The sequence below is a fragment of the Sulfitobacter noctilucae genome (assembly GCF_000622365.1).
GTDB classification, from domain to species: Bacteria; Pseudomonadota; Alphaproteobacteria; order Rhodobacterales; family Rhodobacteraceae; genus Sulfitobacter; species Sulfitobacter noctilucae.
The window spans coordinates 1086147-1110099 of the sequence record NZ_JASC01000014.1 but is presented as its reverse complement, the minus strand read 5'-3'; the positions used below and the strand labels follow the sequence as shown (position 1 = coordinate 1110099).

Below are 23953 nucleotides of genomic sequence, written 5' to 3'. Positions count from 1 at the left end.
AATGGCATTGCGCGATCAGTTGCGGATTATGGTGGTGGACGATATGTCCACAAGCCGCGGGCTTATCACCCAAGCGTTAGATGCCTTTGGCGTGCGTAATATCGCCACCGCCGAGAATGGAAAACAGGCGCTTCAGGCGCTTGCAACCCATCCGGCACATCTTGTGATTTCCGATTATAATATGCCGGAAATGGACGGGTTGCAGCTTTTGCATTATTTGCGCGCAACCCCCAAGACCAAAGGCGTCGGCTTTGTATTGATCACCGGACGGGCCGAACAGCAAATCATTGACCACGGGAAAAAACTGGGGATGAACAATTACCTGAAGAAGCCGTTTCAGCCAGAGGAATTGCGCAATTGTATCGAGGCGGTGGTTGGCCGCTTGTGAGTGAACGTGTGGTACAGGAAAACAGCGCAACGAGGGACGACGTGCTAAGGCGTTTGTCCGGCCAGTTGGATCATCTTGCGGCAGAGGTCTTTCGCATAGAGCATGCTCTGGGCGATGGCCTCGCCGTTTCGGAGTTGAGAGATATGGCCACGGTTCACAGGTTGCAGCGGCTCGACTATGTGCGGCAGTCGCTGGAGGATGCTGCGCTCTTATCGTTGTTTTTGTCTGATGGTCAGGGATCAATGGATGCCGGTTCCATTGCAGACCGTTTGCGGCTTGAAGAGACGCGCCAACTGCTGGCACCTACGACAAAATACAATACGGCACAGATGCAGATGCCTGCGGCTGTTGGTGAGGTGGACTTGTTCTGATAACTTAGCAATCTCGTTAGTGGATACCTAGCAGAAACGCGAAAATCTCAACACCCTCAGCGCTTACCTTCGATCAAACCCAATGCTACAATCCGCATATCGCAGCAGACCTGTTGAAGAGGGGCGCGAGGAAGTCCGCGAGTACCCTGCCCAATATTAAAACAGTTCGAGATCGTTTCCGATGGCGGGTGCCGGACGTGGCGGGGCCTCTGCTGGTCTCCCTCGGGTTGTCTTGGCCCGCACGGCACCGCTTGATGGCGTGAAGATGATCTGGCGTGCAAATTCACCACCCAGAGATTGCGATACGCAAGGGATAGATTCCTGCTCGAGAAAGCCTGTCGCGAAAGCGCAATTTGCTGGTCCAATTTCAGACAACCCGTTGATCATCTGCGCTCCACCAAAGAGCTTGGCTTTCAGGCGGTCCCGGCGTGCGCCCAGCTTCAACAAATCGTTGATCAATAGTTCCATCGCGTTGACCCCGACCAGGTCGCATCTGGCAGCATTGCGCGACGTTGTGGCCAACAAAATATGGTTCATGCCGCCGACCGCCGCCAGGGGATCCCAAAGGCAACAGGCGACGCACGACCCCAACAAGGTTGAGATGGTCGCCTGCGGATCGGCGGAGACGTAGTGTTCGCCTTGAGTGATGACATGGCCGCCGGTCATGATCCAGCCCGCCCTGGTTTTGCTTTCGCGTGGCTGGCGACCGCGCGGTTGATCGCCGGACCCAGTTTGTGGAGCGGCAGTTGTTTCCCAACGGCACCGATTTCGTAAGCCGCACGCGGCATGCCGTAAACGACGCTGGTGGCGGCATCCTGTCCAAAGGTCTGCGCGCCGCCCTCTCGCAGGGCAAGCATACCGTTCGCGCCGTCTTTGCCCAAACCGGTCAGCAGCGTGGCAATGATGTCGGTCGCGTAGTCTTGCGCTGAGTTGAAGAGCACATCCACCGAGGGACAATGCAGCGCATTTTCGATATTATCCGAAAGGCGGCAAGACCAGATGCCGCCTTGCCGTTCAATACGTGTATGCTGGCCCATGGCAGGCGCGAGGCGGATCTGTCCCACCATCAAGGGCTCGGCTTCCCGCGCGATGGCCACGTCCTGTGGTAAATCACGGTTCAAGACCTGCGCAAAACTTAGCAGGAACTTAGCTGGCATATGCTGAACGATGACCACCGGGGGGCCGTCAGGGCGCAGGTCATTCAAAACTTCTCCGAGCGCCGCAACGCCGCCTGTCGATGCACCAATCAACACGAGCGGCGTTCGTTTGGAGAGCTTCATCGTTTCACGCAACCGGTCGGTGACTTGGGCCTTGCGGCTTTGCTGGACCTGACTGCAACTGGCAGAGAACACCCGCTTCGAGATATGGCGCATCACGGCTTCATCCGCGCCGTTGCTCGGTTTCAGCAGACAATCTACTGCACCGAGGGTCAGAGCCGTGATTGTGGCATCACAGTTTTCAGCCGTAGAGCCAGAGATCATGACAACGGGCAAAGGGTTAAGCCGCATGAGTTTGTCCAGAAACTCCAGCCCGCTCATGCCGGGCATTTCGATATCAAGGGTGACCACGTCCGGCTGGGTTTCCCGGATCACGCGGCGCGCGGCATCGGCACAATCCGCCTCTCCTACGACCTCCAATCGATGATCTGCGGCCAGCACAGCCCGCAGCCAGTTGCGAATTGCGCGTGAATCGTCGACGATCACAACACGCTTGGCAACATGGGCTGTTCTGGGGGGCCTTGGCGCACCGTCCACCGCGTTTTGCATTGATCGCATTCCTCACTGCCCCGCCCTCACGCGCACAGGTTCCGCCTGGCGTTTGGGTCGATCCTTAGGTGAGGGAAAGGCGTAAAGCCTGCGTAAAGATTGCGGTGCTCTCTTAGCCTAATTCGGTCAAATTGGAGCGGATACGCAGATGTGTCTCCGTTCTATGTAATTGCCTGCCACCAGCTTTCGATCTGTGTCGCGGTAATTCTGTCTGCCGGGCCCAGTGCCACGATGGCGGGTTCGGGCCGGGACATCACCGGTCGCAAATCCGCATGCTGCCCGACGATATGCAGTTCAAAGTGGCCTTGATCGGTCCGCACAAACCCCTTGAGCCGGTAAAGCCCCGCAGGACGGTTATCCAGCGCGGTCAGAAGCTGACCGTGATCCAGAAGTCGATCCTCATGACAGTGCCATGTAGTATAGGCCGGATGCCCCACCGGGGTCGTTTGTGGGCTTGGTTCAATGCGGCCCAGCATCAAAAGGCCAAGAGCATATTCAGGCAGGATTTGAGGCAGCGGAAGGTCGAACTTCGCAAAGGCGTCATCGAGTTTAGGCATTCTTGCGTCACGTTTGGTCTGCACCACCATGTCGGCCGCGGCGATTTGCTGGCGGACCTGTGGACCGACCAAGCGGTCGGCAATAAGCGTTTCGATGTTCAGCGCATCGACCAGTGTGACGATCCCGGCATAGCGCAAATCGGGTTCTGCAATAGCCGCGTTCGCGATAGATTTGGGGTCCGCGATGCCGCTTGCTTCGATGATCAGGTGATCGGGTCGCGGACGGCGGTCCAGCGCGTCGCCCAAGGCCATGAACAGATCGGCCCCCATCGTGCAACAGACACAACCGTTTGTCAGGGCAATCACGTCTTCACCCATGGCCGCAATCAGCGATTGGTCGATGTTGATGGCCCCGAAGTCATTGACCATGACCATCAGGCGCAAACCTTGTGGATCGGCCAGAATACGATTGATCAACGTGGTTTTGCCCGCCCCCAGATAGCCGCTGATCACCGTAAGCGGCAAAGTTGTCATGCGCGCAGCACCCGCCCGCCCGACACAGTACCGCGCACGGGCACGTCCTTGAGGTCTTCGGGGGCTACAGCCAAAGGATCAGCGCCCAGAATGGCGAAATCAGCGATCTTGCCGGTCTCGATGCTGCCGATCTCGTCATCAAGTTTCAGCGTATAAGCTGCGCCCAGCGTGATCAGATGCAGCGCTTCCGGGACGGTGATCTTTTGCGCGGCACCCAAGGTCTGTCCGGTCATCGTTTGCCGGTTCACCGCGCTCCATGCGGTGAAAAGCGGACCCATCGGAGTGACAGGCGCGTCAGAGTGGATAGCGACGTTCACGCCCGCGTCCAATGCGGAACGTGCAGCATTCATCCGCTCTGCGCGGTCCTTGCCGATGGTCAGGGCGACATGCTGATCGCCAAAATACCACAGATGGTTTGCAAAGATATTGGTGCAGATGCCCAGATCGGCAGCGCGTTTGAACTGGTCTAAGCCCATCATCTGGCAGTGCTGAAACACATGCCGCGCACCGGGCCAGGGATGTTTGCGCGCTGCGGCTTCGCAGGCGTCGAGCGACACTTCCGATGCCTCGTCCGCGTTGACATGAATGTGCATCTGCACCCCGTGTTTGTACATCGCTTCGCAAAGCGCGAAAATCTCTTCGGGGGTGGTGTTCCAGATGCCGTTGGGCTGACCGCCCACATAACCCGGCCATTTCACGCGGCCCGTCCAGCCCTGGATGGAGCCGTCGGTCATCAGTTTGACGGCGCCAAGGCGCAGCTTGTCGGTGGATTTGGCCTTGAGCGCGAGGGCGCGTTTGGCCAGTGCTTCTGGCTGCGCACCGGTTGCCCCCAAGGCAGGGACGATGCGAATGCCAAAATCAGGCGCGCCGGTAACCCGTAGCATGGTGTCGAGATCTTCATCTTCCATGGTGGAATAGAGGTCTGTCACCGTGGTCACGCCGGCCAGACGGCAGACATCCGCGTAAGAGCGCAGTGCATCCTCGCCCTGCGACAGAGCGCGGAAATCAAGCCCCACGCGGCGCATGACCGGGAACATCGCGGCCATTTCCTGAAGCTCGCCATTGGGTTGACCGTCGGTGCCTTTGATCACACCTTCGATGTTGCTTGCAGCGGTGTACTGCGCCAGCTCCAGCGCCGCGGAGTTCACACACATCAAGTGAAAATTCGAGAACAGCACGGCCACGGGGCGGTCGCTGGCGACGGCGTCCAGATGGGTCTTGTTCAGCCGCTCGGTGGTCAGAAAAATCGGGTCAAATCCCCACGCCAGCAATGGCTCCCCCGGTGGTAAAGCAGCGGCGCGTTCTTTCAGGCGTTCGATCACGGCGTCAATGGTCGTCATGCCCTTGTGCATCTCGCCCTTGGGGTCGATGCGGTCGTGATAACCGGCATAAGCAAAGTCCCACATTTTGCCCGCCATCATATGTGCATGACCCTCGACAAAGCCGGGCATCAGGATGTCGTCCGCCAGTTGTGCATCATGGATGACGTCGCCCCAGGCATCCGCACAGGTAGCGTCACCCACCGCCAAAATCTTGCCGTCCTGCACCGCGACATGCGTCGCTTCGGGACGGTTCGGGTCCATGGTGATGATTTTCTTGGCCTGAAAGACGGTGATGCCGGACATATATTTCCCCTTGGTTTTCAAGCAGGCTAACGCAGCCGCCACAGCAGGGAAATGGGAAAACCGCCTGACGTTAGCCCAGTGCGTAGCCCGCGCCGCGCACCGTTCGGATCGGGTCTTCGCCGCCGGCCTGTGTCAATACCTTGCGCAGCCGCGCGATATGCACGTCCACGGTGCGCGTATCGACATAGATATCGCGGCCCCAGACCAGATCGAGCAGTTGATCGCGGCTGAGCACCCTGCCCGGCTTTTCCAGGAATGTCGCCAGCAGCCGGTATTCTGTCGGGCCGAGCTTGAGTTCCTGACCGTTGCGGGTAACACGGTGGGTCTCAGGATCCAGCATGATGTCGAGATAGGCGAGCGTTTCGCCACTGGCCCCCGGCCGTGTGCGGCGCAACTGGGTACGCACGCGGGCCATCAGTTCGCGCAAGGAATAGGGTTTGGTGACATAGTCATCTGCCCCGGTTTCAAGCCCGCGCACGGCGTCCACTTCCTCGGAACGGGCCGAGAGCATGATCACCGGAATATTGCGCGTATCCTCGCGCGTTTTCAGCTGGCGGCAGACCTCGATGCCGCTCATCAGCGGCATCATCCAGTCCAGGATCACCAGATCGGGGGTGATCTCATCCACTTGCACCATCGCCTCTTCACCGTTTTCGGCGCGACTGACGGCATAGCCTTCGGCCTCAAGGTTGTAGGCCAGTACTTCGCGCTGCGCCGGTTCGTCCTCAACCAGCAGGACATGGGGCTGGATCACGGACATGGGTGTCAGGCCTTTACAATCACTGAGGTTTTATCTGCTTTGGGACGACCCTCTTCGGGTTGTTCGCCTGTCACCAGATAGACCACCTGTTCTGCAATGGATGTCACATGGTCGCCCATCCGTTCCGTGTTCTTGGCGATAAAATGCAGATGCATGCAAGCGGTGATGTTGCGCGGGTCTTCCATCATGAAGGTAAGAAATTCGCGGAACAGGGCATTGTACATCTGATCCACGTCTTCGTCGCGGTCGATCACATCCTGCGCAAGGGCCGCGTCACGCTGGATATAGGCATCAAGCGCGTCTTTCAGCATCCCTTCTACAGTGCCCGCCATACGCCGGATCGCGCTGGGACCGTCGTTGATGGTGGGCATGGCGGCCAGAACGCCGGTGCGCTTGGCCATGTTCTTGGCATAGTCGCCGATCCGCTCAAGATTGGCGCTGATTTTGATCACGCTCAGAATAAGGCGCAGATCAATTGCCGTTGGCGCACGCAGGGCGATGACGCGCGCAGCGCTTTCATTGATCTGGTGCTCCAGCGCGTCGATGGATTTGTCAGCGGCACGCACTTCTTCTGCGAGTTCTTCGTCGCGTGTTTCCAGCGACTTGGCGCTCAGACGAATGGCGCTTTCCACCATGCCGCCCATTTTCATGATCTGCGCCTGTACCGCCTCAAGATCGCGGTCAAAAGCGGATGCAATATGTTGATCCTGCATGATTTATCCAATTCGTCCAGTGATATAGCTTTCGGTGCGGGGGTCTTCGGGGGCGGTAAAGATCTTGTCCGTCTCGCCGAATTCTACCAGATTGCCGAGGTGAAAGAACGCGGTCTTCTGGCTGACCCGCGCGGCCTGTTGCATGGAGTGGGTGACGATCACCACCGAGTAGTTCTGGCGCAGTTCGTCGATCAGCTCCTCGACCTGAGCAGTTGCAATCGGATCGAGCGCCGAACAGGGCTCGTCCATCAGCAAAACTTCAGGCTCCGTGGCCACCGCGCGGGCGATGCACAAGCGCTGCTGCTGGCCGCCCGACAGTCCGGTGCCGGGTGCGTGGAGGCGGTCCCTGACCTCGTTCCATATGGCCGCGCGTTTCAGGGCGCGCTCGACGATATCGTCCAGCTCCGACTTGTTGCGGGACAGCCCGTGAATACGCGGCCCGTAAGCCACATTGTCATAGATCGACTTGGGGAACGGGTTGGGTTTCTGGAACACCATGCCCACCTTGGCACGCAGCTGTACCGGATCGACCCGGCGGTCGTAGATATCCTCATCGTCGATGCGAATGTCTCCCTCGACCCGACAGATGTCGATGGTGTCGTTCATCCGGTTGATGCAGCGCAGGAAGGTGGACTTGCCACAGCCTGATGGCCCGATGAAGGCGGTCACTGTCTTATCCTCGATGTCCACGCTCACATCTTTGATTGCATGGGTTTCACCGTAGTAGACCTGCACGTTGCGGGCCGCGATTTTGACGGCATTTGTGGTCACGTCGTTCTCCGCTCTGAAATTGTCTCTCATTTGTTGTTCTCCCTACCAGCGCCGCTCGAACCTGCGGCGCAGCAGGATCGCGATCAGGTTCATGGTCAGCAGGAACACCAGCAGGATGATGATACCGCCCCAGGCCCGCTCGTAATAGGCCGGATCCGCACGTTTGGCCCATTCAAAGATCTGCGCGGGCATTGCCGAGTTCGGATCAAGAAAGCCGGAGGCCACGCCATCAGGATAGTTGGTGGCGATATAGCCCACCATGCCGATCAACAAAAGCGGCGCGGTTTCCCCCAGCGCTTGTGCCAGACCGATGATGGTGCCCGTCAGGATACCTGGCATCGCCAGTGGCAATACATGGTGGAACACCGACTGCATTTTGGACGCGCCAACCCCCAGTGCCGCGCTTCGGATCGACGGTGGTACCGACTTGAGCGAGGCGCGGGTGGAGATCACGATGGTCGGCAGGGTCATCAAGGTCAGCGTCAAGCCACCGACGATGGGGGCTGATTGGGGCAGATGTGCAAACTGGATGAACACCGCAAGGCCCAGAATACCGAACACAATGGACGGCACCGCCGCGAGGTTCGAGATGTTCACCTCGATAAAGTCTGTAAACATGTTTTGCGGCGCAAATTCCTCAAGATAGATCGAGGCGGCAACGCCGATGGGCAGTGAAAGTAGCAGCACCACCAGCATCATGAAGAATGAGCCGAGGATCGCCACGCCCATGCCGGCCTGCTCTGGCCTGCTTTCGGAAGCATCCGTGCCGGTGATGAAATCCCAGTTGAAGATGCGTTTGATGGTGCCGTCCGCTGCCAGCGCATCCACAATATCCAGATGCGCGGGGCTGAGGTTTGGATCGCGAGCAAGGCTTTCGCGGTCGACGCGGCCTTTCATATAGCCGTCGACCCGTGATCCGGCCAACAAGGTAAACTCTTGCGTGGTGCCGATGAGGTCGGGGTTGTCGATCACCGCAAAGCGCACCTGTGCGGCAGCACCGCTCGACAGCATGTCGCGCAGTTCCTTGCCTTTGTTAATCTCTGTCTCGACCCCGTTTTCCGCGACAAGCGTCTCAAGCGCCGTTCCGATCAAGGGGTTGTACCCGAAGGTCGACACCTTCTTGATATCCTCGATGTCGCGATTGCCCTTCTTGTCCAGCTTTGCAGCCGTCAGCTCGACATCCATGACGATATACGTCTGGGTGAATGCCGGGATGCCGTTGCGCACGATGGCAAACAGCAGTGCTGCCAGAAAGATCAGGCCGATCGAAATTGCGATGACGCCGTACACGCGGAACCGCGTTTCTGCCGCGTTGCGTTTCTTGGTGCGGGGGGATTCGTCCAGCAGCGAACCGTAGCTGTGGCGCTTGCCCCCGGGGGTCGGTGTGGTGGTCAGATCGGTCATTCGTATTGCTCCCGGTAGCGTCGGACAATCCAGAGGGCGACAATGTTTAACGCCAGCGTGATGACAAAGAGCGTCATACCCAGCGCAAAGGCCACGAGGGTTTCTGGACTGTTGAATTCACCGTCGCCGGTCAACTGGCTGACGATTTTGGCGGTGACAGTGGTCATGGCTTCGAAGGGGTTCAGCGAGAGCGAGGCCGCAGCCCCTGCCCCCAGCACCACGATCATGGTTTCGCCGATGGCGCGGCTGGCGGCCAGAAGGATTGCGCCAACGATACCCGGCAGGGCGGCGGGCAGGATCACCTGCCGCAGTGTTTCCGACTGTGTGGCGCCAAGGCCGAAAGAACCGTCGCGCATCGCCTGCGGCACCGCATTAATGATGTCATCGCTGAGCGAGGATACGAAGGGGATCAGCATGATCCCCATCACGAGGCCTGCGGTCATTGCTGCCGTGCCCCCGGACATCCAGTTGACGCCCAGCACCCCGTCGCGGCCAAACACATCCAGCAGCAAGGGCCCGACGGTCAGAAGCGCAAACAAACCATACACAATTGTCGGAATGCCCGCGAGCATCTCCAGCAGCGGTTTGACGATCGAACGCACCGGCTTGGAGGCGTATTCGGACAGATAGATCGCCGAAAAGAGACCAAGCGGCACAGCGACTAGCAGCGCAATCAGCGAGATAAAGAGAGTGCCCCAGATCAGCGGCAGAAAACCCAGATCTGATGCGCCGCCACGTCCGGAAAAGCTTGGTTCCCACCGGGTGCCGAAAAAGAAGTCTTCAGCCGGATAGCGCGAAAAGAAATCATGCGTGTTGAAGATCAGCGAAAAGACAATGCCAACTGTTGTCAGGATGGCGACGCAGGCGGCTGCGATCAACAAGCTCAGAATTGCCCGTTCGACGGAGTTGCGGGCGCGGAAATCCTTGTGGGTCATCATATAGGCTATGGCCAAGCCGCCCAGTGCCACCACCAGAACTGCGATGGCGCGCCAGATATTGCCGGTGCTTGTCAGCGCGCGATACTCTTGCGCCATCTGAAGCGTGTTTGCATCAACTTCGGACCCCAGTGCGACACCGACTTCGGCCAGACGTTCCCGGACGTTGCTGGCCCCGACGCGGATGTCGACGGCTTCGTCAGCGGTCATAGCGCCTCGGGAGACGGCGGTGTCCAACCCGTCCGCGATACGCTGCACATCCGCCATGGCAAGCGAGCGTTCACCCCGATCAGCCTGAACGGCTTCGGGCAAGTTGGAGGAAATAATGCTATCAATGACAACCGGTTGCAGGATCATCCAGATCCCGAGGATCAGCAGTGCGGGCGCAGCTGCGGCAAGAGCGGCGTTGGTGCCGTAATATTTCGGCAAAGAGTGCAGCACGCGACGATCACCGCCGCCGGATGCCAGTGCCCGCTGCTTGGCTATGAAATAGCCGATGACGGACAATGCGATGATGATCAGGAGGATCCAGCTTGCAGGCATCTGAATTGGGCCTTTGTCCTTGAGAATAAATGCCGTACCGGGCAGCACGTCCCGGTACGGCGGTGTCAGACGGGTTCGCGGCCCTTGGGCCGTTTCCCCGTTTTGCGCTTACATGGCTTCTTCGTCAGAAACCTTGGTCTGTGTCGCTTCCAGCTCTGGGTCGGATACCAGACCGTAGTCGGACAGCGGGCCATCTGGGCCAGCAATCTCGTCCGAGACGAAGAACTCAGCGAATTCTTTCAGGCCGGGGATCACGCCGATGTGCGCCTTCTTGATGAAGAAGAACAGCGGACGTGACACAGGGTATGTGCCCGATGCGATGGTTTCGGTCTTTGGCTCGACGCCGCCGATTGTGGCAACTTTCAGCTTGTTGGTGTTGTTCTCATAGAACGCCAGACCAAACACGCCGATGCCGTTCGGGTTGCTGTCGACACGTGCCAGCGTCTCGGTATAGTCGCCGTCGATGTCTACGGTGATGCCGTTGCCACGCACTTCGATGCAGGCGTCTTCTGCTGCATCCTCGTCCATACCGCTGTCCATCATGGCCTGCATGGCGCCGGTGTCTTCACAGCCCTGCAGCAGGACTTTGTCTTCGAAAACTTCGCGCGTGCCGTGCTTGGTACCGGGGACGAAGGCCAGGATGTCTGCCGCCGGCAGGTCGCTGTTGAAGTCAGCCCATTGTGTATGGGGGTTGTCTACGATCGCGCCGTCCACCAGCACCTTGGCACCCAAGGCGTTGAAAATGTCGGAGGCTTCGAATGCAGTGAACTCAGGGCCGTCGATCTGGCTGGCAAAGACGATGCCGTCATAGCCGATGCGGACTTCAATGATGTCGTTCACACCGTTCTCGGTGCACAATTCGATGTCGCTTTCGCGGATCGGACGCGAGGAGTTCGCGATGTCGATGGTGTTCTCCCCAACGCCTTCACAAAAGCGCTTGAGGCCGGCAGAGGAGCCGCCTGATTCCACGACCGGTGTCGGAAAGTCGAAGTTCTCGCCAAAGGCTTCTGCAACAATCGAGGCATAGGGCAGCACGGTGGAAGAGCCTGCAACTTGGACGTTATCGCGTGCAACGGCAGTGGTGGCAGTGAGTGCGGCAATCGCCAGCGCGGAAGTGGTCAGTTTTGTCAGTGACATGATGTCTCCTGTCGATGTTTATGTCGAAATCACCCCCTCGGTGATCTGGCCTTCATCTAGGCCCGCTGTGCTGAGGTTTTGTGACAGTCATGTTACAGTTTTATGACAGTCTAATTTGTTTCGAACTTTAAGGGGTCGGGTCCGGCGTCTCTTCGCTCTTCTGGCCGGCGTCCATTGGCAAAATTACGATAAAAGACGCGCCCTTACCCGGTTCGGAGATGATTTTCAGCCGACCGCGATGGCGATTGAGAATATGTTTCACAATCGCAAGACCCAGTCCTGTACCGCCCAAAGCGCGGCTGCGGTGACTGTCGGCGCGGTAGAATCGCTCGGTCAGGCGAGGCAGATGCTGAGCGTCGATGCCGGGGCCATGATCGGTGACGATAATCCGCACGCCGGGTCCGCGCAGCGCAGGATCGCGCAGTGAAGTCTCAGCGGTAACGATGACCTTTTGGTCCGGTCCGCCATATTTGATAGCGTTCTCGATCAGGTTGGTAAAAACTTGCTGCAACTGATCGGCATCCCCCAGCAATGCGAGTGGATCGCTGCCGAATTCCGGGACCAGCGTCACATCATTGTCCACCGCCAAAGGGTTCAGGTTGCGCACGGTCGAGCGCAGGATCGCTGTCAGGTCGACACGGGTGTCAGGTTTGACGCGCTCCTCGCCCTCAACCCGGCTGAGCGACAGCAAGTCGCCGACCAGCCGGTTCATCCGGCCCGCCTCGCCCGCCATAATCGCAAGGAACCGGTCGCGGGCGGCAGCGTCATCGCGGGCCGGACCGCTAAGCGTCTCGATAAACCCCATGAGTGCCGTTAGAGGGGTGCGCAACTCGTGGCTGACGTTGGCCACAAAATCACGGCGCATCTGGCCGGCTTCGGCCTCCGACGTTACATCCTGAAAGCTGACCAACAGCGCGTCGGCCGCTGCGATGCGCGAGAGGTTCACGGTAAAGGTCTGTTCGCGGGCCGCGTCGCCGCCAAGATACTGAGCCTTGCGGGCTTTGCCGTCGGCAAGGGTCTGTTCAACCGCATCGACCAAAGTGGGCTGACGCAGCACGGTCACAAAGTGCCGGCCATAGGCACCACTGCCCAGCAGCTCGACCGCCGAATCATTCAGCGCGATGATCCTTTCGTTACGGTCGATGGCCAGCGTCGGTAGCGGCAGGGCTGCGATCACGGATGCCAAGAACGCGGTGTCGGCCACGGGACTAAAGCGCTGTCAGATCGCGGCGAAAGCGGGCAGCGTTTTCGGCATAATGCGCGGCGCTGGCGGTCAGCATCTGGATCGCCTGCGCATCCAGTTCCCGCACAACTTTGCCGGGGCTACCCATCACCAGTGATCCATCGGGGATGACCTTGTTTTCCGTAATCAAGGCCCCTGCCCCGATCAGGCAATTCTTGCCGATCTTGGCCCCGTTCAGGATTGTGGCCCCCATGCCGATCAGCGTGTTGTCGTCGATTGTGCAGCCGTGCAGCATGACCTTGTGGCCGATGGTGCAATTTTTTCCGATGGTCAGCGGATAGCCCATGTCGGTGTGAAAGACGCAGTTCTCCTGCACATTACTTCCCGCACCCACATGGATCACCTCATTATCGCCGCGCAGGGTTGCGCCGAACCAGACAGAGGCCGCTGCGTCCAGCACAACATTGCCAATGACATTGGCGTCAGGGGCGACCCATGCGCTTTCGTGCAAAGTGGGTTGGGTGGTGCCAAGGGCATAAATGGTCATGACAGGTCCTCGAATTGGGATTGCAGGGTGCGTACATGATCTGACAAACGCGGCTGCTGGGCCACGCGCATGCGTTCCGCGGTGATGATTGTTTTCAGCTTCTCTTCTGTATCCGCCAATGAATCATTGATGAGCACATAATCGTATCCGTCCCAGTGACTGATCTCGTCCCAGCTTTTGCGCATGCGCTTGGCGATTGTTTCGGGCGTATCCTGGCCCCGTGTCACAAGCCGGCGGTGCAGTTCGGGAATAGAGGGCGGCAGAATGAAGATCGACAAAGTGTGCGAGCCGAGCGCCGAGGTGCGGATTTGCTGCGCGCCCTGCCAGTCGATGTCGAAAAGCACATCCCGCCCCGATCCGATCGCGGCCTCAACCGGTGCCTTGGGCGAGCCGTAGTTGTTGCCAAAGACGTGGGCATGCTCCAGCATCTCGCCTTCGGTCACCCATTTGCGAAAGGTGGTTTCGCTGACGAAGTAATAGTCTTTCTCGTCCACCTCGCCCGCGCGCGGGGCGCGGGTGGTGGCAGAAACCGAGAATTGCAGCGAGGGATCCCAGGTCATCAATCGTTTGGCCAGGGTCGATTTGCCCGCCCCCGAGGGGGAAGACAGGATCACCAGCAAGCCGCGCCGGTCCGGGGTTTGGGTCATTATGGTTTACTCCACATTCTGCACTTGTTCGCGCATCTGGTCGATGACGGCCTTCAGCGCCAGACCCACGGTTGTCATCGCTTTCATCTGCGCCTTGGAACACAGCGTATTGGCCTCGCGATTGAACTCCTGCATGAGGAAATCCAGCTTGCGGCCCACAGCGCCGCCTTGCGCCAGCAGATCACGCGCGGCGGTCACATGGGCGCGCAGGCGATCAATCTCTTCGGTGATGTCTGCCTTGACCGCGATCATGGCAAGCTCTTGCGCCACGCGGTCCGGGTCGGCCCCGTCCGTGTTGTCGAGTACCCGCGCAAGGGCGCTTTGCATGGACTGCGCCATCTCGGCACTGCGGTTTGCGACCAGATCGGCAGCCTCGGCCGTTAGTGTCTCTACCTCGTCCAATTGGGCGGTCAGGACGGTAGCCAATGCGGTCCCTTCCTGTTGGCGCATGGCATCGAAATCGTCCAGAACTGCGTCTGCATCACCGAGCAGGATGGCACAGACGGCAGCGGCATCATCTTTGCGGACAGGTTGGTCAAGCACGCCACGCATGGTCACGATGTCCGTGGCCTTTGACGGCGCGAGGGAGACACCGGCGTCCATCGCGCGGGCCTCAATCTGGTGGAGCGCATCCAGTACAGTCGTCAGTTGCGCTTCATTCACCTTAAGACCGCCGTCCCCGTCTTCGCGGGTCAAGCGCAGGTTGCAAGTCACGTTGCCCCGCGCGGCCACGGCACCCAGCTTCTTGCGCAAGCCGGCCTCAAGGCCCTCGACCCAGTCGGGCACCCGCAAGCGCAGATCAAGACCGCGCCCGTTGACGCTGCGGACTTCCCAGCTCCAGCTAAAGGGGGCATGCGCGCCGCTGGCCGAAGCGAAGCCGGTCATGGATTTGATCATTCGTCGCTCCCCCTTAGCTGCCCGCCTGCAATACGGGGAAAGCGCACCACGGGGCAAGCCCTGCGCTCTGCACGGAATTAACCAGCCGCCCAGAAAGATGCCCATTTGCCTCAAGTTTGGAGTATTAAGGGTTTAGTAACGAGTGCCACCAAGCGGTGGTGAGATCAGGAAGTTGACCCGCTTGCGACACAGGCTTTTGCAGGTGCGGTCATGTTAAATTGGTTGGAGTAAGGCGCATGGACAAGTTCCCACAGAACGCGCAGAATGTAATTGCTATGTCAGATCACCAGTCAGAAACCGGATATGCTGCCATTGCGCAGGTGGAGGCCTATTGGCAGGCGCTCCGGGGCACGCGTTTGCTGCCCAAACGGTCTGACATCGACCCACGCGGGATCGAGCAAGCTCTTGAAAACGCATTTATTCTTGAACGGATTGCACCGGGAATCGCCCGGATGCGCATTGCGGGCAGTCATCTGAATGATCTGATGGGGATGGAAGTGCGCGGCATGCCGTTGACTGCGTTTTTCACGCCGGACACACGGGCCGAGGTCGCCGATTTGCTGGAGGTCGTATTCCAGACGCCTGCCATCGCGACATTGCACATGGCATCACCCGCTGCGGGGGGCCGTCCGAAAATTGAGGCACGGCTGGTGCTGTTGCCTTTGAAAAGCGATCTGGGCGATGTCAGCCGCGTTTTGGGGTGTTTTGTGAGCAAGGGTGATCTGGGTATGGCCCCGCGCCGGTTCGAACTGATACGCAAAGAGGTGCAGGACCTTGTTCTGGGTCAGCCGCCGGTACGAAGGTCGGATACGCCGCATGTGGCAAAACTGCCTTCTCTCGCCGCGACGGGCGAACAGGCGGACCGGGCCAAGGGCATGGCCGAGGCACCGGTAGGTTTTAAAGGTGCGGAAGAGAAACGTCGTCCGCCCTATTTGCGGTTGGTGCAATCTAACGAAGACAAAGACTGACCAGACGACAGTCGGTCAGATGTCAAAACGCCACCGGCCTTGGCGATGCAGATGCAGTTCAGGGCCGAAGCCGCAGGATCAACCTGCGGCTTTTGCTTTTTCAGAATTGCGGCGTGCGCTGAGTTCTTCTGCGACCAGGAAGGCCAATTCCAGCGACTGGCTGGCGTTGAGCCGAGGATCGCAGGCGGTGTGGTAACGGTCTGACAGATCTTCGTCAGAGACTGCCCGCACGCCCCCGGTGCATTCGGTCACATCCTGGCCGGTCATCTCGAAATGCACGCCACCCGGAACAGTCCCTTCGGCGGTATGGACGCCAAAGAAGTCACGCACTTCGCGCAGAACAGAATCGAACGGGCGGGTCTTGTAGCCTGACGACGATTTGATCGTGTTGCCGTGCATCGGATCGCAGGTCCAAACCACATTGGCGCCCTCTTCCTGCACTGTCTTGATCAGACGCGGCAGATGTTCGCCCACAGATCCGGCACCGAAACGCGCGATGAGCGTCAAACGACCCGCTTCATTTTCGGGGTTCAGCTTGGCCATCAACTGCTTGAGGTCTTCGGACGTCATGCTTGGACCGCATTTCAGACCGATCGGATTCATGACGCCGCTGGCAAACTCCACATGCGCGCCATCGGGCTGACGCGTGCGGTCGCCGATCCAGATCATATGACCGGATCCTGCCAGCCATTTGCCGGTCAAGCTGTCCTGACGGCACAGCGCTTCCTCATATTCCAGGAGCAGCGATTCATGGCTGGTGTAGAATTCGACTGATTGCAGCGTATGCGCCGTGTCGGAGTTCACTCCGGCCGCTGACATGAAATCAAGCGTGTCAGAGATGCGGTTGGCCACCTCGCGGTATTTCGCGGCCTTCTCTCCATCGGTGAACCCCAGCGTCCAGCCGTGAACCTGATGCACATCCGCATAGCCGCCAGTCGAGAACGCCCGCAGCAGGTTCAGCGTAGCTGCAGCCTGCGTATAGGCGCGCAGCATTTTGTCGGGGTTCGGGATGCGGGCCTCAGCGGTGAAGTCCAGATCATTGATGATATCGCCACGGTAGCTCGGCAATTCCACGCCTTCGACGGTTTCGGTATTGGCCGAGCGCGGTTTTGCAAATTGGCCGGCCATGCGGCCCAGCTTGATCACTGGCACCTTGGCTCCGTGGGTCAGCACGATCGCCATTTGCAACATTACTTTGAACGTGTCGCGGATCGCATCAGAGCTGAACTGCTCGAAGCTTTCGGCGCAATCGCCGCCTTGCAACAGAAACGCCTCGCCGCGCCCGGCGGCGGCCAGATGATTTTTAAGCCTGCGCGCCTCGCCACCAAAGACCAGGACGGGATAGCGCGACAGCTGGGCTTCGACAGCCTCAAGAGCTGCGGTGTCTGGATAATCGGGCATCTGAATACGCGGTTTGCTGCGCCAGCTTGATTTGCTCCAAGTGCTCATCTGTCATGTCTCCCTTCGGCTGCGTCGATTGTCAGCGCTATCATCGCCCCGTCTATACAAAAGTGCGTGGGTCGTGACCAGAACCCATTTGCGACCTCTTGACGCCGCCCCCGGTGCATGAGCAAGCTTTGCGCCATGGTGAGGAGCGGTAGCTTCCAAGCCAGAGACCTCTGCTAAGGACGCTTCGATGTCTGCACCGCGCCAGGCCACCCGCATCCCCCAGGATGCCGACAAGCCAAGAAGGTTTGTGTTTGTCCTGCTGGATCAGTTCAGCTTGTTGTGCTTTGCGACCGCGATCGACAGTCTGCGCATCGCGAACCGGATGGCAGGCAGACCGATTTACAGCTGGACGACAATGGGCGAAGGGGGCGACAGCGTTGATTGTTCGGCGGGTACCACCTTCAAGCTGGATCACGATCTGGACGATCTGCAGCGCGACGATACGATCATGGTCTGCGGCGGGATGGACGTGCAGGACGCCACTAACAAGAAGGTGCTGGGCTGGCTCCGCCGCGAGGCGCGCAAGGGGCTGGTCGTGGGCGGGCTCTGCACAGCCGCCTATACACTCGCAAAGGCTGGATTGCTGGACGGGCGGCGGGCAACGATACATTGGGAAAACCAGGACAGTTTTGCCGAGGAATTTGACGAAGTGGACCTGACGAAATCGGTCTTTGTCGTCGATGGCAACCGGCTGACCACGGCCGGTGGGACATCTTCGATTGATCTTATGCTGAAACTGATTGCAGATGATCAGGGCGAGGAACTGGCCAATGCGGTGGCCGACCAGCTGATCTATTCCTCGATCCGCACCGATCAGGACACGCAGCGGTTGTCGGTGCCCACACGCATCGGGGTGCGCCACCCCAAGCTGAGCCAGGTCATCCAGATCATGGAAAGCAACATCGAAGAGCCGATCAGCCCCTCTTTGTTGGCCAAAGACGTGGGCATGTCCACGCGCCAGCTGGAACGGCTGTTCCGGCGCTATCTGAACCGATCGCCAAAACGCTATTACATGGAATTGCGCCTACAAAAGGCCCGCAACCTGCTGATGCAGACGGATATGAGCGTCATTAATGTGGCGCTCGCCTGCGGTTTTGCCTCGCCCTCGCATTTCTCCAAATGCTACCGTGCGCATTACGAGACGACCCCCTACCGCGAGCGCGGCTCGCATGCGGCGCGGCTGTCGATCTAATCCAAATCCACCACTTTTCGATGACAACGATCCGAGGACTTCACCATGCCTATCACCATTGACCCTGCAAGCTTTAAGAACCTGCGCGTCGAGCCGCAGGATGATGGCGTCTGGGTTGTCACGCTGAACCGTCCGGCCAAGCGCAACGCATTGGACATCGACACGATCGAGGAGTTGGTGACGTTTTTCTCTGCCGCGCCGCGCGCCGGTGTGGCCGCGGTGGTGTTGGCCGGATCGGGCGATCATTTCTGCGCTGGTCTTGACCTGATCGAACACCATGATGAAGACCGCAGCCCGGCAGACTTCATGCACGTCTGCCTGCGCTGGCACGAAGCCTTTAACAAGATGGAATATGGGGGCGTGCCGATCATCGCAGCCCTTCAGGGCGCTGTTGTGGGCGGCGGGCTTGAGTTGGCCAGCTCCGCGCATATCCGTGTGATGGACCAGACCGCCTATTTCGCTTTGCCCGAAGGCCAGCGTGGCTTGTTCACCGGCGGTGGGGCCACCATCCGCGTGACCGATCTGGTAGGTAAGGCACGGATGATCGACATGATGCTGACAGGCCGCGTATATGGTGGGCAAGAGGCAGCCGACCTCGGTCTTGCGCAATATATCGTTGAGGGTTCAAGCTTTGACGCGGCATTGGAACTGGCCCGCAAGGCCGCGCAAAACCTGCCGCTGTCGAATTTCGCGATCTGTTCAGCCGTGAGCCATATGCAAAACATGTCCGCGATGGACGCCGCCTATGCCGAAGCGGTGGTGGCAGGTGTGGTGAACACCCAGCCCGATGCCCGCGCACGGCTTGCGGCCTTTGCCGACAAAAGTGCAGCACGGGTTAGGCCGAATGCAAAGTAGGCTCTACTTGGCGATGCGGTAAACTGCGCCCTCGCCCACGGATATGAACCAGATGCTGCCGTCGGGTGCTTCTACGATATCGCGCACCCGGCTGGTCTCCGCCGTTTCGATCTGTTCGACTTCTTGCAGAGGTGTGCTGTCCAACCTGCTGATATAGTTGAATTTTAGTGAGCCCACAAAGATGTCACCCTGCCATTCAGGGAACATCTTGCCGGCGTAAACCAACAATCCCGACGGCGCGATAGAGGGATCCCAGTAGTGCGCCGGCTGTTCCATGCCGGGCTTTTCTGTCCCCTCGCCGATTTTGCCACCGGAGTAGTGGCGACCGTATGAAATGATCGGCCAGCCAAAGTTCGCACCTTTCTTGACGGCGTTCACCTCGTCACCGCCCTGTGCGCCATGCTCGGCGACCCAAAGGTTGCCTTCAAGGTCCAGTCCGGCCCCTTGCGGGTTGCGGTGGCCGTAAGACCAGATCTCCGGCTGGGCACCATCCCTGCCGACAAAGGGATTGTCCGGGGGGACGCTGCCATCCGCATTGATGCGGACCACGGTGCCGTTGTGTGTCGCAAGGTTCTGCGCCTGCGGGCGGTCACCGCGATCCCCGATGGTGATGAACAGTGTGCCATCGGTTGCTTCGACCACACGTGATCCGAAGTGACGTCCACCGCTTGAACCGGGTGCCATCGCAAAAATCTCTTCGACCGCTTCGAGTCTCGTGCTGCCCTGCGGAAGCCGTGCGCGGGCGACAGCTGTACCACTGCCGTTCTGTTGCGGTTTCGCGTAGCTCAGATAGAGCACGCGGCTGTTGGCGAAGTCGCGGGCCAGGGTCACATCCAAAAGGCCGCCCTGCCCGGCTGCCGCCACTTTTGGCACGCCAGAGATGTCTTGTGCTGAGCCGTCCGCGATCAGCAGCAAGCGCCCGTCGCGCTCGGTAATTACCGCGCCTCCTTCGGGCAAAGGCTCGACCGCCCAAGGCGTATCCAGACCGGTGACCAGCGGTGTGATGTTCCAATTGTCCTGCGCCAAAGATGGTGTGCCTAAAGAAAGGGCAAGCACGGCCCCTCGCAGGATATTTGGTATCATGGCATTCAAGGGCATTGTATTTCTCCTGTGGCACCGCGTTCTCAAAAGAAAACTTAAACTCCCGCCCGCGTATTTCCATAAGCCCGCCTACACGGCGATGACAGGCCCTTGGTTGTAGGCGGAAAAATGCCTTTTCTTTTAGCAATGCGGCGCATAACCTTCTGTGCGAACATCATGTTCCAACAAGGGAGAAACACATGAAAAAGATGCTTATGGCCACAACGGCTGCGGCACTGGTTGCAACGGGTGCGATGGCCGATGGCCACGCGAAAGAAGTTAAATTGGGTGTATTGTTCGGCTTTACCGGCCCGATTGAATCACTGACGGGCCCGATGTCAGCTGGTGCAGAAATGGCGATGAACGAAGTCACTGAAAGCGGCATGTTCATGGACGGTGCAAAGGTCACGTCGATCCGTGCCGATTCTGGCTGTATCGACAATGGTATGGCTGTAGCCTCCGGCGAACGTCTGATCGCTGATGGTGTTGCAGGCATTATCGGTGCTGACTGTTCCGGTGTTACGGGCGCTGTGCTGCAGAACGTTGCCATTCCAAATGGCATGGTCATGATCTCGCCCTCCGCGACATCCCCCGGGCTGACCACAATGGAAGACAACGGCCTGTTCTTCCGCACGTCGCCGTCCGATGCGCGTGAAGGTGAAGTCATGGCAGAAATTCTGCAAGAGCGTGGCGTGAAATCCATCGCCCTTACCTACACCAACAACGACTATGGCAAAGGTCTTGCGGATGCGATTGAATCCTCGTTCAAAGCCGTGGGTGGTGAAGTAACCATCGTTGCCGCGCACGAAGACGGCAAAGCCGATTATTCTGCCGAAGTGGGCGCGCTGGCTTCTGCGGGTGGTGATCTGCTGGTTGTTGCGGGCTACCTTGATCAAGGTGGTGCCGGCATCATCAAATCCGCGCTGGACGCGGGCGCATGGGAGCAGTTCGGCCTGCCCGGCGGCATGATCGGTGAGAACCTGCCAAAGACAATCGGTCCTGATCTCGATGGCTCCTACGGCCAGATCGCCGGTTCCGAAGGCAACGGTATCGACACTTTGGTTTCAATGGTCGATGGCGCGTTCGATGCCACATCGCCTTACACGCCTGAAGCCTACGATGCTGCGGCGCTGTTTCTGCTGGCCATGCAAGCGGCCAATTCCACAGACCCGGCCGAGTACAAAGAGCAGATTTTGAATGTGGCTAACGCACCCGGCGAAAAGATTTATCCCGGCGAGCTGGGCAAGGCGCTTGAAATGATCAAGAACGGCGAAGAGGTCGACTACGTCGGTGCCTCTGCGGTCGAACTTATCGGACCCGGCGAATCTGCGGGCACTTACCGCATGATCGAAGTCAAAGGCGGCAAGAACGAAACCATCGGTTTCAAGTAAGGCTTCACATAAGACCAGATGCAGCCTGCGTTTCGTAGGCTGCATTTTTTATAAGATCGCAAAGATCACGCGCCCAACGTGGTGCAAACGGGGATAGACAGATGGTGCAAGCGGCTGAGCACATGATCGTTGTCGACGATCTGCACAAGCATTTTGGTGGGTTTCATGCGGTGGACGGGGCGAGCCTCTCGATTGATCGAGGCTCCATCACCGGCTTGATTGGCCCGAATGGTGCGGGAAAAACCACTCTTTTCAATGTGATTGCGGGCGTTCTTAAACCAACTTCCGGCAAAGTATTCATGGACGGCGAAGACATCACTGGCGTGCCGCCGCATGATCTTTTCCACAAAGGGTTGCTGCGCACCTTCCAGATTGCGCACGAATTTCATTCAATGTCGTGCCGCGAAAACCTGATGATGGTGCCGGGTGGTCAATCGGGCGAAACACTTTGGAACACATGGTTCGGCCGCAAGCGCATCGCGGACGAAGAACGCGCGCTGAAGGCGAAAGCCGATGAAGTACTGGAGTTCCTGACCATCGAGCATCTGTCCGAGCAAAAGGCGGGGCAGATCTCCGGCGGTCAGAAAAAGCTGCTGGAGCTGGGACGCACCATGATGGTGGATGCCAAGATCGTATTTCTGGACGAAGTTGGCGCAGGCGTGAACCGCACGTTGCTGAACACCATCGGCGATGCGATCATCCGGCTGAACCAGGAACGCGGCTACACCTTTGTGGTGATCGAACATGACATGGATTTCATTGGGCGGCTGTGTGATCCGGTGATCTGTATGGCCGAAGGGCGCGTGCTGGCTACCGGCACGCTGGACGAGATCAAGGCCAACGAACAGGTGATCGAGGCCTATCTGGGCACAGGTTTGAAGAACAAGGATCAGGTGGGCGCATGAGAGCCTTTTGCCTTGGCATGCTCACGGCGGGCGCTTTGCTGCCGCAAGCCGCACTGGCCTGCCATCAGCTGTCGCAGGCCGTTTGGATGTGTGCCGCAGGCACGCCCTGGGCTGCGGTGCGCTGGGATACGGCGGGCGATGGCACGACGATGATACTTAATGATTATGTGCTAAGCTTTTCGGAAAATTTCCCCGGCGCGGAGATCCGCGATGACCTGACCACCCTGCAAGAGCAATTCGTGACCTATGCTGAATTGATGGAAGCCGACGACGCGGCCCCGATTGAGGTGACCCGCCAGGAGATAGTTGAATTCACGGCGGGCGAAGCCTTTCGGTCACTGCAACTGGACAGGTACGACGATATAGACACAGTGAGCGCGGTGATGCTGGCTGAGGTCGGGACGGCGCGGATCATGCTCTATCTCGATGGGCCACAAACGCTGGATTGGCCCGAAATCGACAGCGCCTCGCGCGGGGTGCTGGACCTACTGCGCGAAAGCTGCGCCGATGCCCAGACTTGCCTGAGTGCGACCGAAGCCCGTGTGGTGACAGAATGATGACAAGAGGTGAAGCATGAGCGATCCCTATGGTGACCGCGGCAACAAGGATGTGTCGATTGGCAATCCCAAAGGCATGGGGTCGGAGATCCCGCAGCGTAAAGGGAAAAGCCACCCTGCCCCCGGCGGTCCGTTTCTGATCGGGGATGGCATGACCGCGGGTTACGGCAACGGACCAGACATCCTGCATGACTGCACGATTGCCGTGGACCGGGGTGAGATTGCTGTGATTGTCGGGCCCAATGGGGCGGGAAAATCGACCGGCATGAAGGCCGTTTTCGGCATGCTTGACATGCGCAAGGGCCACGTGCGGCTGGACGGAGAAGATATCACCGACCTTTCCCCCCAGGACCGGGTGGCCAAGGGCATGGGCTTTGTGCCGCAGACCTCGAACATTTTTACCTCGATGACAGTGGAAGAGAACCTTGAGATGGGCGCGTTCATCCGTACGGATGATTTCTCGGACACGATGGCGCAGGTCTATGATTTGTTCCCGATCCTCAAGGACAAGCGCAATCAGGCAGCGGGCGAATTATCGGGCGGTCAGCGCCAGCAGGTGGCCGTGGGCCGTGCTTTGATGACCCAACCCAAGGTCTTGATGCTGGATGAACCCACGGCGGGCGTGTCGCCCATCGTGATGGATGAGTTGTTTGACCGGATCATCGAGGTGGCGCGCACGGGGATCCCGATCCTGATGGTGGAACAGAACGCGCGGCAGGCGCTGGAGATCGCTGACAAGGGGTATGTTCTGGTGCAGGGGGCGAATGCCTATACCGGCACCGGCAAGGAACTGCTGGCCGATCCAGAGGTCCGTAAATCGTTTTTGGGAGGGTGATGT

Annotated in this window: 25 protein-coding genes; 9 read left to right on the top strand and 16 right to left on the bottom strand. The window is 58.9% G+C overall.

All coding sequences use genetic code 11. The annotated features are described in order from the left end of the window. The first annotated feature begins 1 nt into the window (after nucleotide 1). On the top strand, nucleotides 2–388 hold the full coding sequence (locus Z945_RS0115530) for a response regulator (RefSeq protein ID WP_025053020.1): 387 nt from the start codon (nucleotides 2–4) through the stop codon (nucleotides 386–388). Continuing rightward, entirely contained in the window at nucleotides 385–759 is a 375-nt protein-coding gene (locus tag Z945_RS0115525; protein ID WP_152541138.1) for a hypothetical protein, read from the top strand. Before Z945_RS0115530 ends, Z945_RS0115525 begins: the two co-directional genes overlap by 4 nt. 156 nt (nucleotides 760–915) lie before the next feature. Here Z945_RS0115525 and Z945_RS0115520 read toward each other — a convergent pair whose 3' ends face one another. The 14 genes from Z945_RS0115520 to Z945_RS0115455 all read right to left on the bottom strand — a co-directional run bounded on the left by Z945_RS0115520 (nucleotide 916) and on the right by Z945_RS0115455 (nucleotide 14718). Continuing rightward, on the bottom strand, nucleotides 916–1425 hold the full coding sequence (locus Z945_RS0115520; protein WP_025053018.1) for a chemotaxis protein CheD: 510 nt from the start codon (nucleotides 1423–1425) through the stop codon (nucleotides 916–918). Next, complete coding sequence (gene cheB, locus Z945_RS0115515; RefSeq protein WP_025053017.1) at nucleotides 1422–2525, bottom strand: chemotaxis-specific protein-glutamate methyltransferase CheB; 1104 nt, start codon at nucleotides 2523–2525, stop codon at nucleotides 1422–1424. The genes Z945_RS0115520 and cheB overlap by 4 nt, the downstream gene beginning before the upstream one ends. 161 nt (nucleotides 2526–2686) lie before the next feature. Next, on the bottom strand, nucleotides 2687–3556 hold the full coding sequence (locus tag Z945_RS0115510; protein WP_025053016.1) for a CobW family GTP-binding protein: 870 nt from the start codon (nucleotides 3554–3556) through the stop codon (nucleotides 2687–2689). Then, on the bottom strand, nucleotides 3553–5181 hold the full coding sequence (locus tag Z945_RS0115505; RefSeq protein ID WP_025053015.1) for an amidohydrolase: 1629 nt from the start codon (nucleotides 5179–5181) through the stop codon (nucleotides 3553–3555). Before Z945_RS0115505 ends, Z945_RS0115510 begins: the two co-directional genes overlap by 4 nt. A 70-nt stretch (nucleotides 5182–5251) precedes the next feature. Continuing rightward, on the bottom strand, nucleotides 5252–5941 hold the full coding sequence (gene phoB, locus Z945_RS0115500; protein WP_025053014.1) for a phosphate regulon transcriptional regulator PhoB: 690 nt from the start codon (nucleotides 5939–5941) through the stop codon (nucleotides 5252–5254). Between the two features lie 5 nt (nucleotides 5942–5946). After that, nucleotides 5947–6654 (bottom strand): phosphate signaling complex protein PhoU, encoded by a 708-nt coding sequence (gene phoU, locus Z945_RS0115495; RefSeq protein WP_025053013.1) that lies wholly within the window; start codon nucleotides 6652–6654, stop codon nucleotides 5947–5949. Between the two features lie 3 nt (nucleotides 6655–6657). After that, nucleotides 6658–7455, bottom strand: a complete 798-nt coding sequence (pstB, locus tag Z945_RS0115490) for a phosphate ABC transporter ATP-binding protein PstB (RefSeq protein ID WP_025053012.1) — start codon at nucleotides 7453–7455, stop codon at nucleotides 6658–6660. Between the two features lie 12 nt (nucleotides 7456–7467). Next, on the bottom strand, nucleotides 7468–8829 hold the full coding sequence (pstA, locus tag Z945_RS0115485; RefSeq protein ID WP_025053011.1) for a phosphate ABC transporter permease PstA: 1362 nt from the start codon (nucleotides 8827–8829) through the stop codon (nucleotides 7468–7470). Continuing rightward, on the bottom strand, nucleotides 8826–10307 hold the full coding sequence (pstC, locus tag Z945_RS0115480) for a phosphate ABC transporter permease subunit PstC (protein WP_025053010.1): 1482 nt from the start codon (nucleotides 10305–10307) through the stop codon (nucleotides 8826–8828). Before pstC ends, pstA begins: the two co-directional genes overlap by 4 nt. 108 nt (nucleotides 10308–10415) lie before the next feature. Next, the gene (locus Z945_RS0115475) at nucleotides 10416–11444 is read right to left on the bottom strand and encodes a PstS family phosphate ABC transporter substrate-binding protein (protein WP_025053009.1); all 1029 of its coding nucleotides are present in this window, start codon (nucleotides 11442–11444) and stop codon (nucleotides 10416–10418) included. Between the two features lie 127 nt (nucleotides 11445–11571). Continuing rightward, nucleotides 11572–12648, bottom strand: a complete 1077-nt coding sequence (locus Z945_RS0115470; RefSeq protein ID WP_025053008.1) for an ATP-binding protein — start codon at nucleotides 12646–12648, stop codon at nucleotides 11572–11574. Nucleotides 12649–12652: 4 nt separating this feature from the next. Beyond that, nucleotides 12653–13174: a gamma carbonic anhydrase family protein gene (locus Z945_RS0115465; protein ID WP_025053007.1), complete on the bottom strand. Its 522-nt coding sequence runs from the start codon at nucleotides 13172–13174 to the stop codon at nucleotides 12653–12655. Beyond that, nucleotides 13171–13821, bottom strand: coding sequence for a guanylate kinase (gene gmk, locus Z945_RS0115460; protein ID WP_025053006.1), 651 nt, complete (start codon nucleotides 13819–13821; stop codon nucleotides 13171–13173). Before gmk ends, Z945_RS0115465 begins: the two co-directional genes overlap by 4 nt. A 6-nt stretch (nucleotides 13822–13827) precedes the next feature. Beyond that, nucleotides 13828–14718: a YicC/YloC family endoribonuclease gene (locus tag Z945_RS0115455; protein WP_025053005.1), complete on the bottom strand. Its 891-nt coding sequence runs from the start codon at nucleotides 14716–14718 to the stop codon at nucleotides 13828–13830. 236 nt (nucleotides 14719–14954) lie between these two features. On the opposite strand from Z945_RS0115455, the gene Z945_RS0115450 reads away from it, so the two are divergent. After that, on the top strand, nucleotides 14955–15686 hold the full coding sequence (locus tag Z945_RS0115450) for a PAS domain-containing protein (protein WP_025053004.1): 732 nt from the start codon (nucleotides 14955–14957) through the stop codon (nucleotides 15684–15686). Between the two features lie 78 nt (nucleotides 15687–15764). Here Z945_RS0115450 and Z945_RS0115445 read toward each other — a convergent pair whose 3' ends face one another. Beyond that, on the bottom strand, nucleotides 15765–17135 hold the full coding sequence (locus tag Z945_RS0115445; RefSeq protein ID WP_025053003.1) for a class II 3-deoxy-7-phosphoheptulonate synthase: 1371 nt from the start codon (nucleotides 17133–17135) through the stop codon (nucleotides 15765–15767). A gap of 187 nt (nucleotides 17136–17322) precedes the next feature. Between Z945_RS0115445 and Z945_RS0115440 the strand changes: the two genes are divergently transcribed. After that, a complete protein-coding gene (locus Z945_RS0115440; protein WP_025053002.1) occupies nucleotides 17323–18327 on the top strand; it encodes a GlxA family transcriptional regulator in 1005 nt (334 codons plus the stop codon). A 45-nt stretch (nucleotides 18328–18372) separates the two neighbouring features. Then, nucleotides 18373–19182, top strand: a complete 810-nt coding sequence (locus Z945_RS0115435) for a crotonase/enoyl-CoA hydratase family protein (RefSeq protein WP_025053001.1) — start codon at nucleotides 18373–18375, stop codon at nucleotides 19180–19182. 3 nt (nucleotides 19183–19185) lie between these two features. Here Z945_RS0115435 and Z945_RS0115430 read toward each other — a convergent pair whose 3' ends face one another. Then, nucleotides 19186–20280 (bottom strand): PQQ-dependent sugar dehydrogenase, encoded by a 1095-nt coding sequence (locus Z945_RS0115430; RefSeq protein ID WP_025053000.1) that lies wholly within the window; start codon nucleotides 20278–20280, stop codon nucleotides 19186–19188. Between the two features lie 182 nt (nucleotides 20281–20462). On the opposite strand from Z945_RS0115430, the gene Z945_RS0115425 reads away from it, so the two are divergent. From Z945_RS0115425 to Z945_RS0115410, 4 genes are all read left to right on the top strand, one after another. Then, nucleotides 20463–21653, top strand: a complete 1191-nt coding sequence (locus Z945_RS0115425) for an ABC transporter substrate-binding protein (RefSeq protein WP_025052999.1) — start codon at nucleotides 20463–20465, stop codon at nucleotides 21651–21653. Nucleotides 21654–21775: 122 nt separating this feature from the next. Further along, nucleotides 21776–22558, top strand: a complete 783-nt coding sequence (locus Z945_RS0115420; RefSeq protein ID WP_025052998.1) for an ABC transporter ATP-binding protein — start codon at nucleotides 21776–21778, stop codon at nucleotides 22556–22558. Then, nucleotides 22555–23115, top strand: coding sequence for a hypothetical protein (locus Z945_RS0115415; RefSeq protein ID WP_025052997.1), 561 nt, complete (start codon nucleotides 22555–22557; stop codon nucleotides 23113–23115). The genes Z945_RS0115420 and Z945_RS0115415 overlap by 4 nt, the downstream gene beginning before the upstream one ends. A 16-nt stretch (nucleotides 23116–23131) precedes the next feature. Continuing rightward, nucleotides 23132–23950, top strand: coding sequence for an ABC transporter ATP-binding protein (locus Z945_RS0115410; RefSeq protein WP_025052996.1), 819 nt, complete (start codon nucleotides 23132–23134; stop codon nucleotides 23948–23950). Nucleotides 23951–23953 lie beyond the last annotated feature (3 nt).

Bases quoted from the DNA above. Each gene is read 5' to 3' on its own strand.
- Z945_RS0115530 (WP_025053020.1), top strand. From the start codon at position 2: ATGGCATTGCGCGATCAGTTGCGGATTATGGTGGTGGACGATATGTCC.
- Z945_RS0115520 (WP_025053018.1), bottom strand. From the start codon at position 1,425: ATGACCGGCGGCCATGTCATCACTCAAGGCGAACACTACGTCTCCGCC.
- cheB (WP_025053017.1), bottom strand. From the start codon at position 2,525: ATGCAAAACGCGGTGGACGGTGCGCCAAGGCCCCCCAGAACAGCCCAT.
- Z945_RS0115510 (WP_025053016.1), bottom strand. From the start codon at position 3,556: ATGACAACTTTGCCGCTTACGGTGATCAGCGGCTATCTGGGGGCGGGC.
- Z945_RS0115505 (WP_025053015.1), bottom strand. From the start codon at position 5,181: ATGTCCGGCATCACCGTCTTTCAGGCCAAGAAAATCATCACCATGGAC.
- phoB (WP_025053014.1), bottom strand. From the start codon at position 5,941: ATGTCCGTGATCCAGCCCCATGTCCTGCTGGTTGAGGACGAACCGGCG.
- phoU (WP_025053013.1), bottom strand. From the start codon at position 6,654: ATGCAGGATCAACATATTGCATCCGCTTTTGACCGCGATCTTGAGGCG.
- pstB (WP_025053012.1), bottom strand. From the start codon at position 7,455: ATGAGAGACAATTTCAGAGCGGAGAACGACGTGACCACAAATGCCGTC.
- pstA (WP_025053011.1), bottom strand. From the start codon at position 8,829: ATGACCGATCTGACCACCACACCGACCCCCGGGGGCAAGCGCCACAGC.
- pstC (WP_025053010.1), bottom strand. From the start codon at position 10,307: ATGCCTGCAAGCTGGATCCTCCTGATCATCATCGCATTGTCCGTCATC.
- Z945_RS0115475 (WP_025053009.1), bottom strand. From the start codon at position 11,444: ATGTCACTGACAAAACTGACCACTTCCGCGCTGGCGATTGCCGCACTC.
- Z945_RS0115465 (WP_025053007.1), bottom strand. From the start codon at position 13,174: ATGACCATTTATGCCCTTGGCACCACCCAACCCACTTTGCACGAAAGC.
- gmk (WP_025053006.1), bottom strand. From the start codon at position 13,821: ATGACCCAAACCCCGGACCGGCGCGGCTTGCTGGTGATCCTGTCTTCC.
- Z945_RS0115455 (WP_025053005.1), bottom strand. From the start codon at position 14,718: ATGATCAAATCCATGACCGGCTTCGCTTCGGCCAGCGGCGCGCATGCC.
- Z945_RS0115450 (WP_025053004.1), top strand. From the start codon at position 14,955: ATGGACAAGTTCCCACAGAACGCGCAGAATGTAATTGCTATGTCAGAT.
- Z945_RS0115445 (WP_025053003.1), bottom strand. From the start codon at position 17,135: ATGAGCACTTGGAGCAAATCAAGCTGGCGCAGCAAACCGCGTATTCAG.
- Z945_RS0115440 (WP_025053002.1), top strand. From the start codon at position 17,323: ATGTCTGCACCGCGCCAGGCCACCCGCATCCCCCAGGATGCCGACAAG.
- Z945_RS0115435 (WP_025053001.1), top strand. From the start codon at position 18,373: ATGCCTATCACCATTGACCCTGCAAGCTTTAAGAACCTGCGCGTCGAG.
- Z945_RS0115430 (WP_025053000.1), bottom strand. From the start codon at position 20,280: ATGCCCTTGAATGCCATGATACCAAATATCCTGCGAGGGGCCGTGCTT.
- Z945_RS0115425 (WP_025052999.1), top strand. From the start codon at position 20,463: ATGAAAAAGATGCTTATGGCCACAACGGCTGCGGCACTGGTTGCAACG.
- Z945_RS0115420 (WP_025052998.1), top strand. From the start codon at position 21,776: ATGATCGTTGTCGACGATCTGCACAAGCATTTTGGTGGGTTTCATGCG.
- Z945_RS0115415 (WP_025052997.1), top strand. From the start codon at position 22,555: ATGAGAGCCTTTTGCCTTGGCATGCTCACGGCGGGCGCTTTGCTGCCG.
- Z945_RS0115410 (WP_025052996.1), top strand. From the start codon at position 23,132: ATGAGCGATCCCTATGGTGACCGCGGCAACAAGGATGTGTCGATTGGC.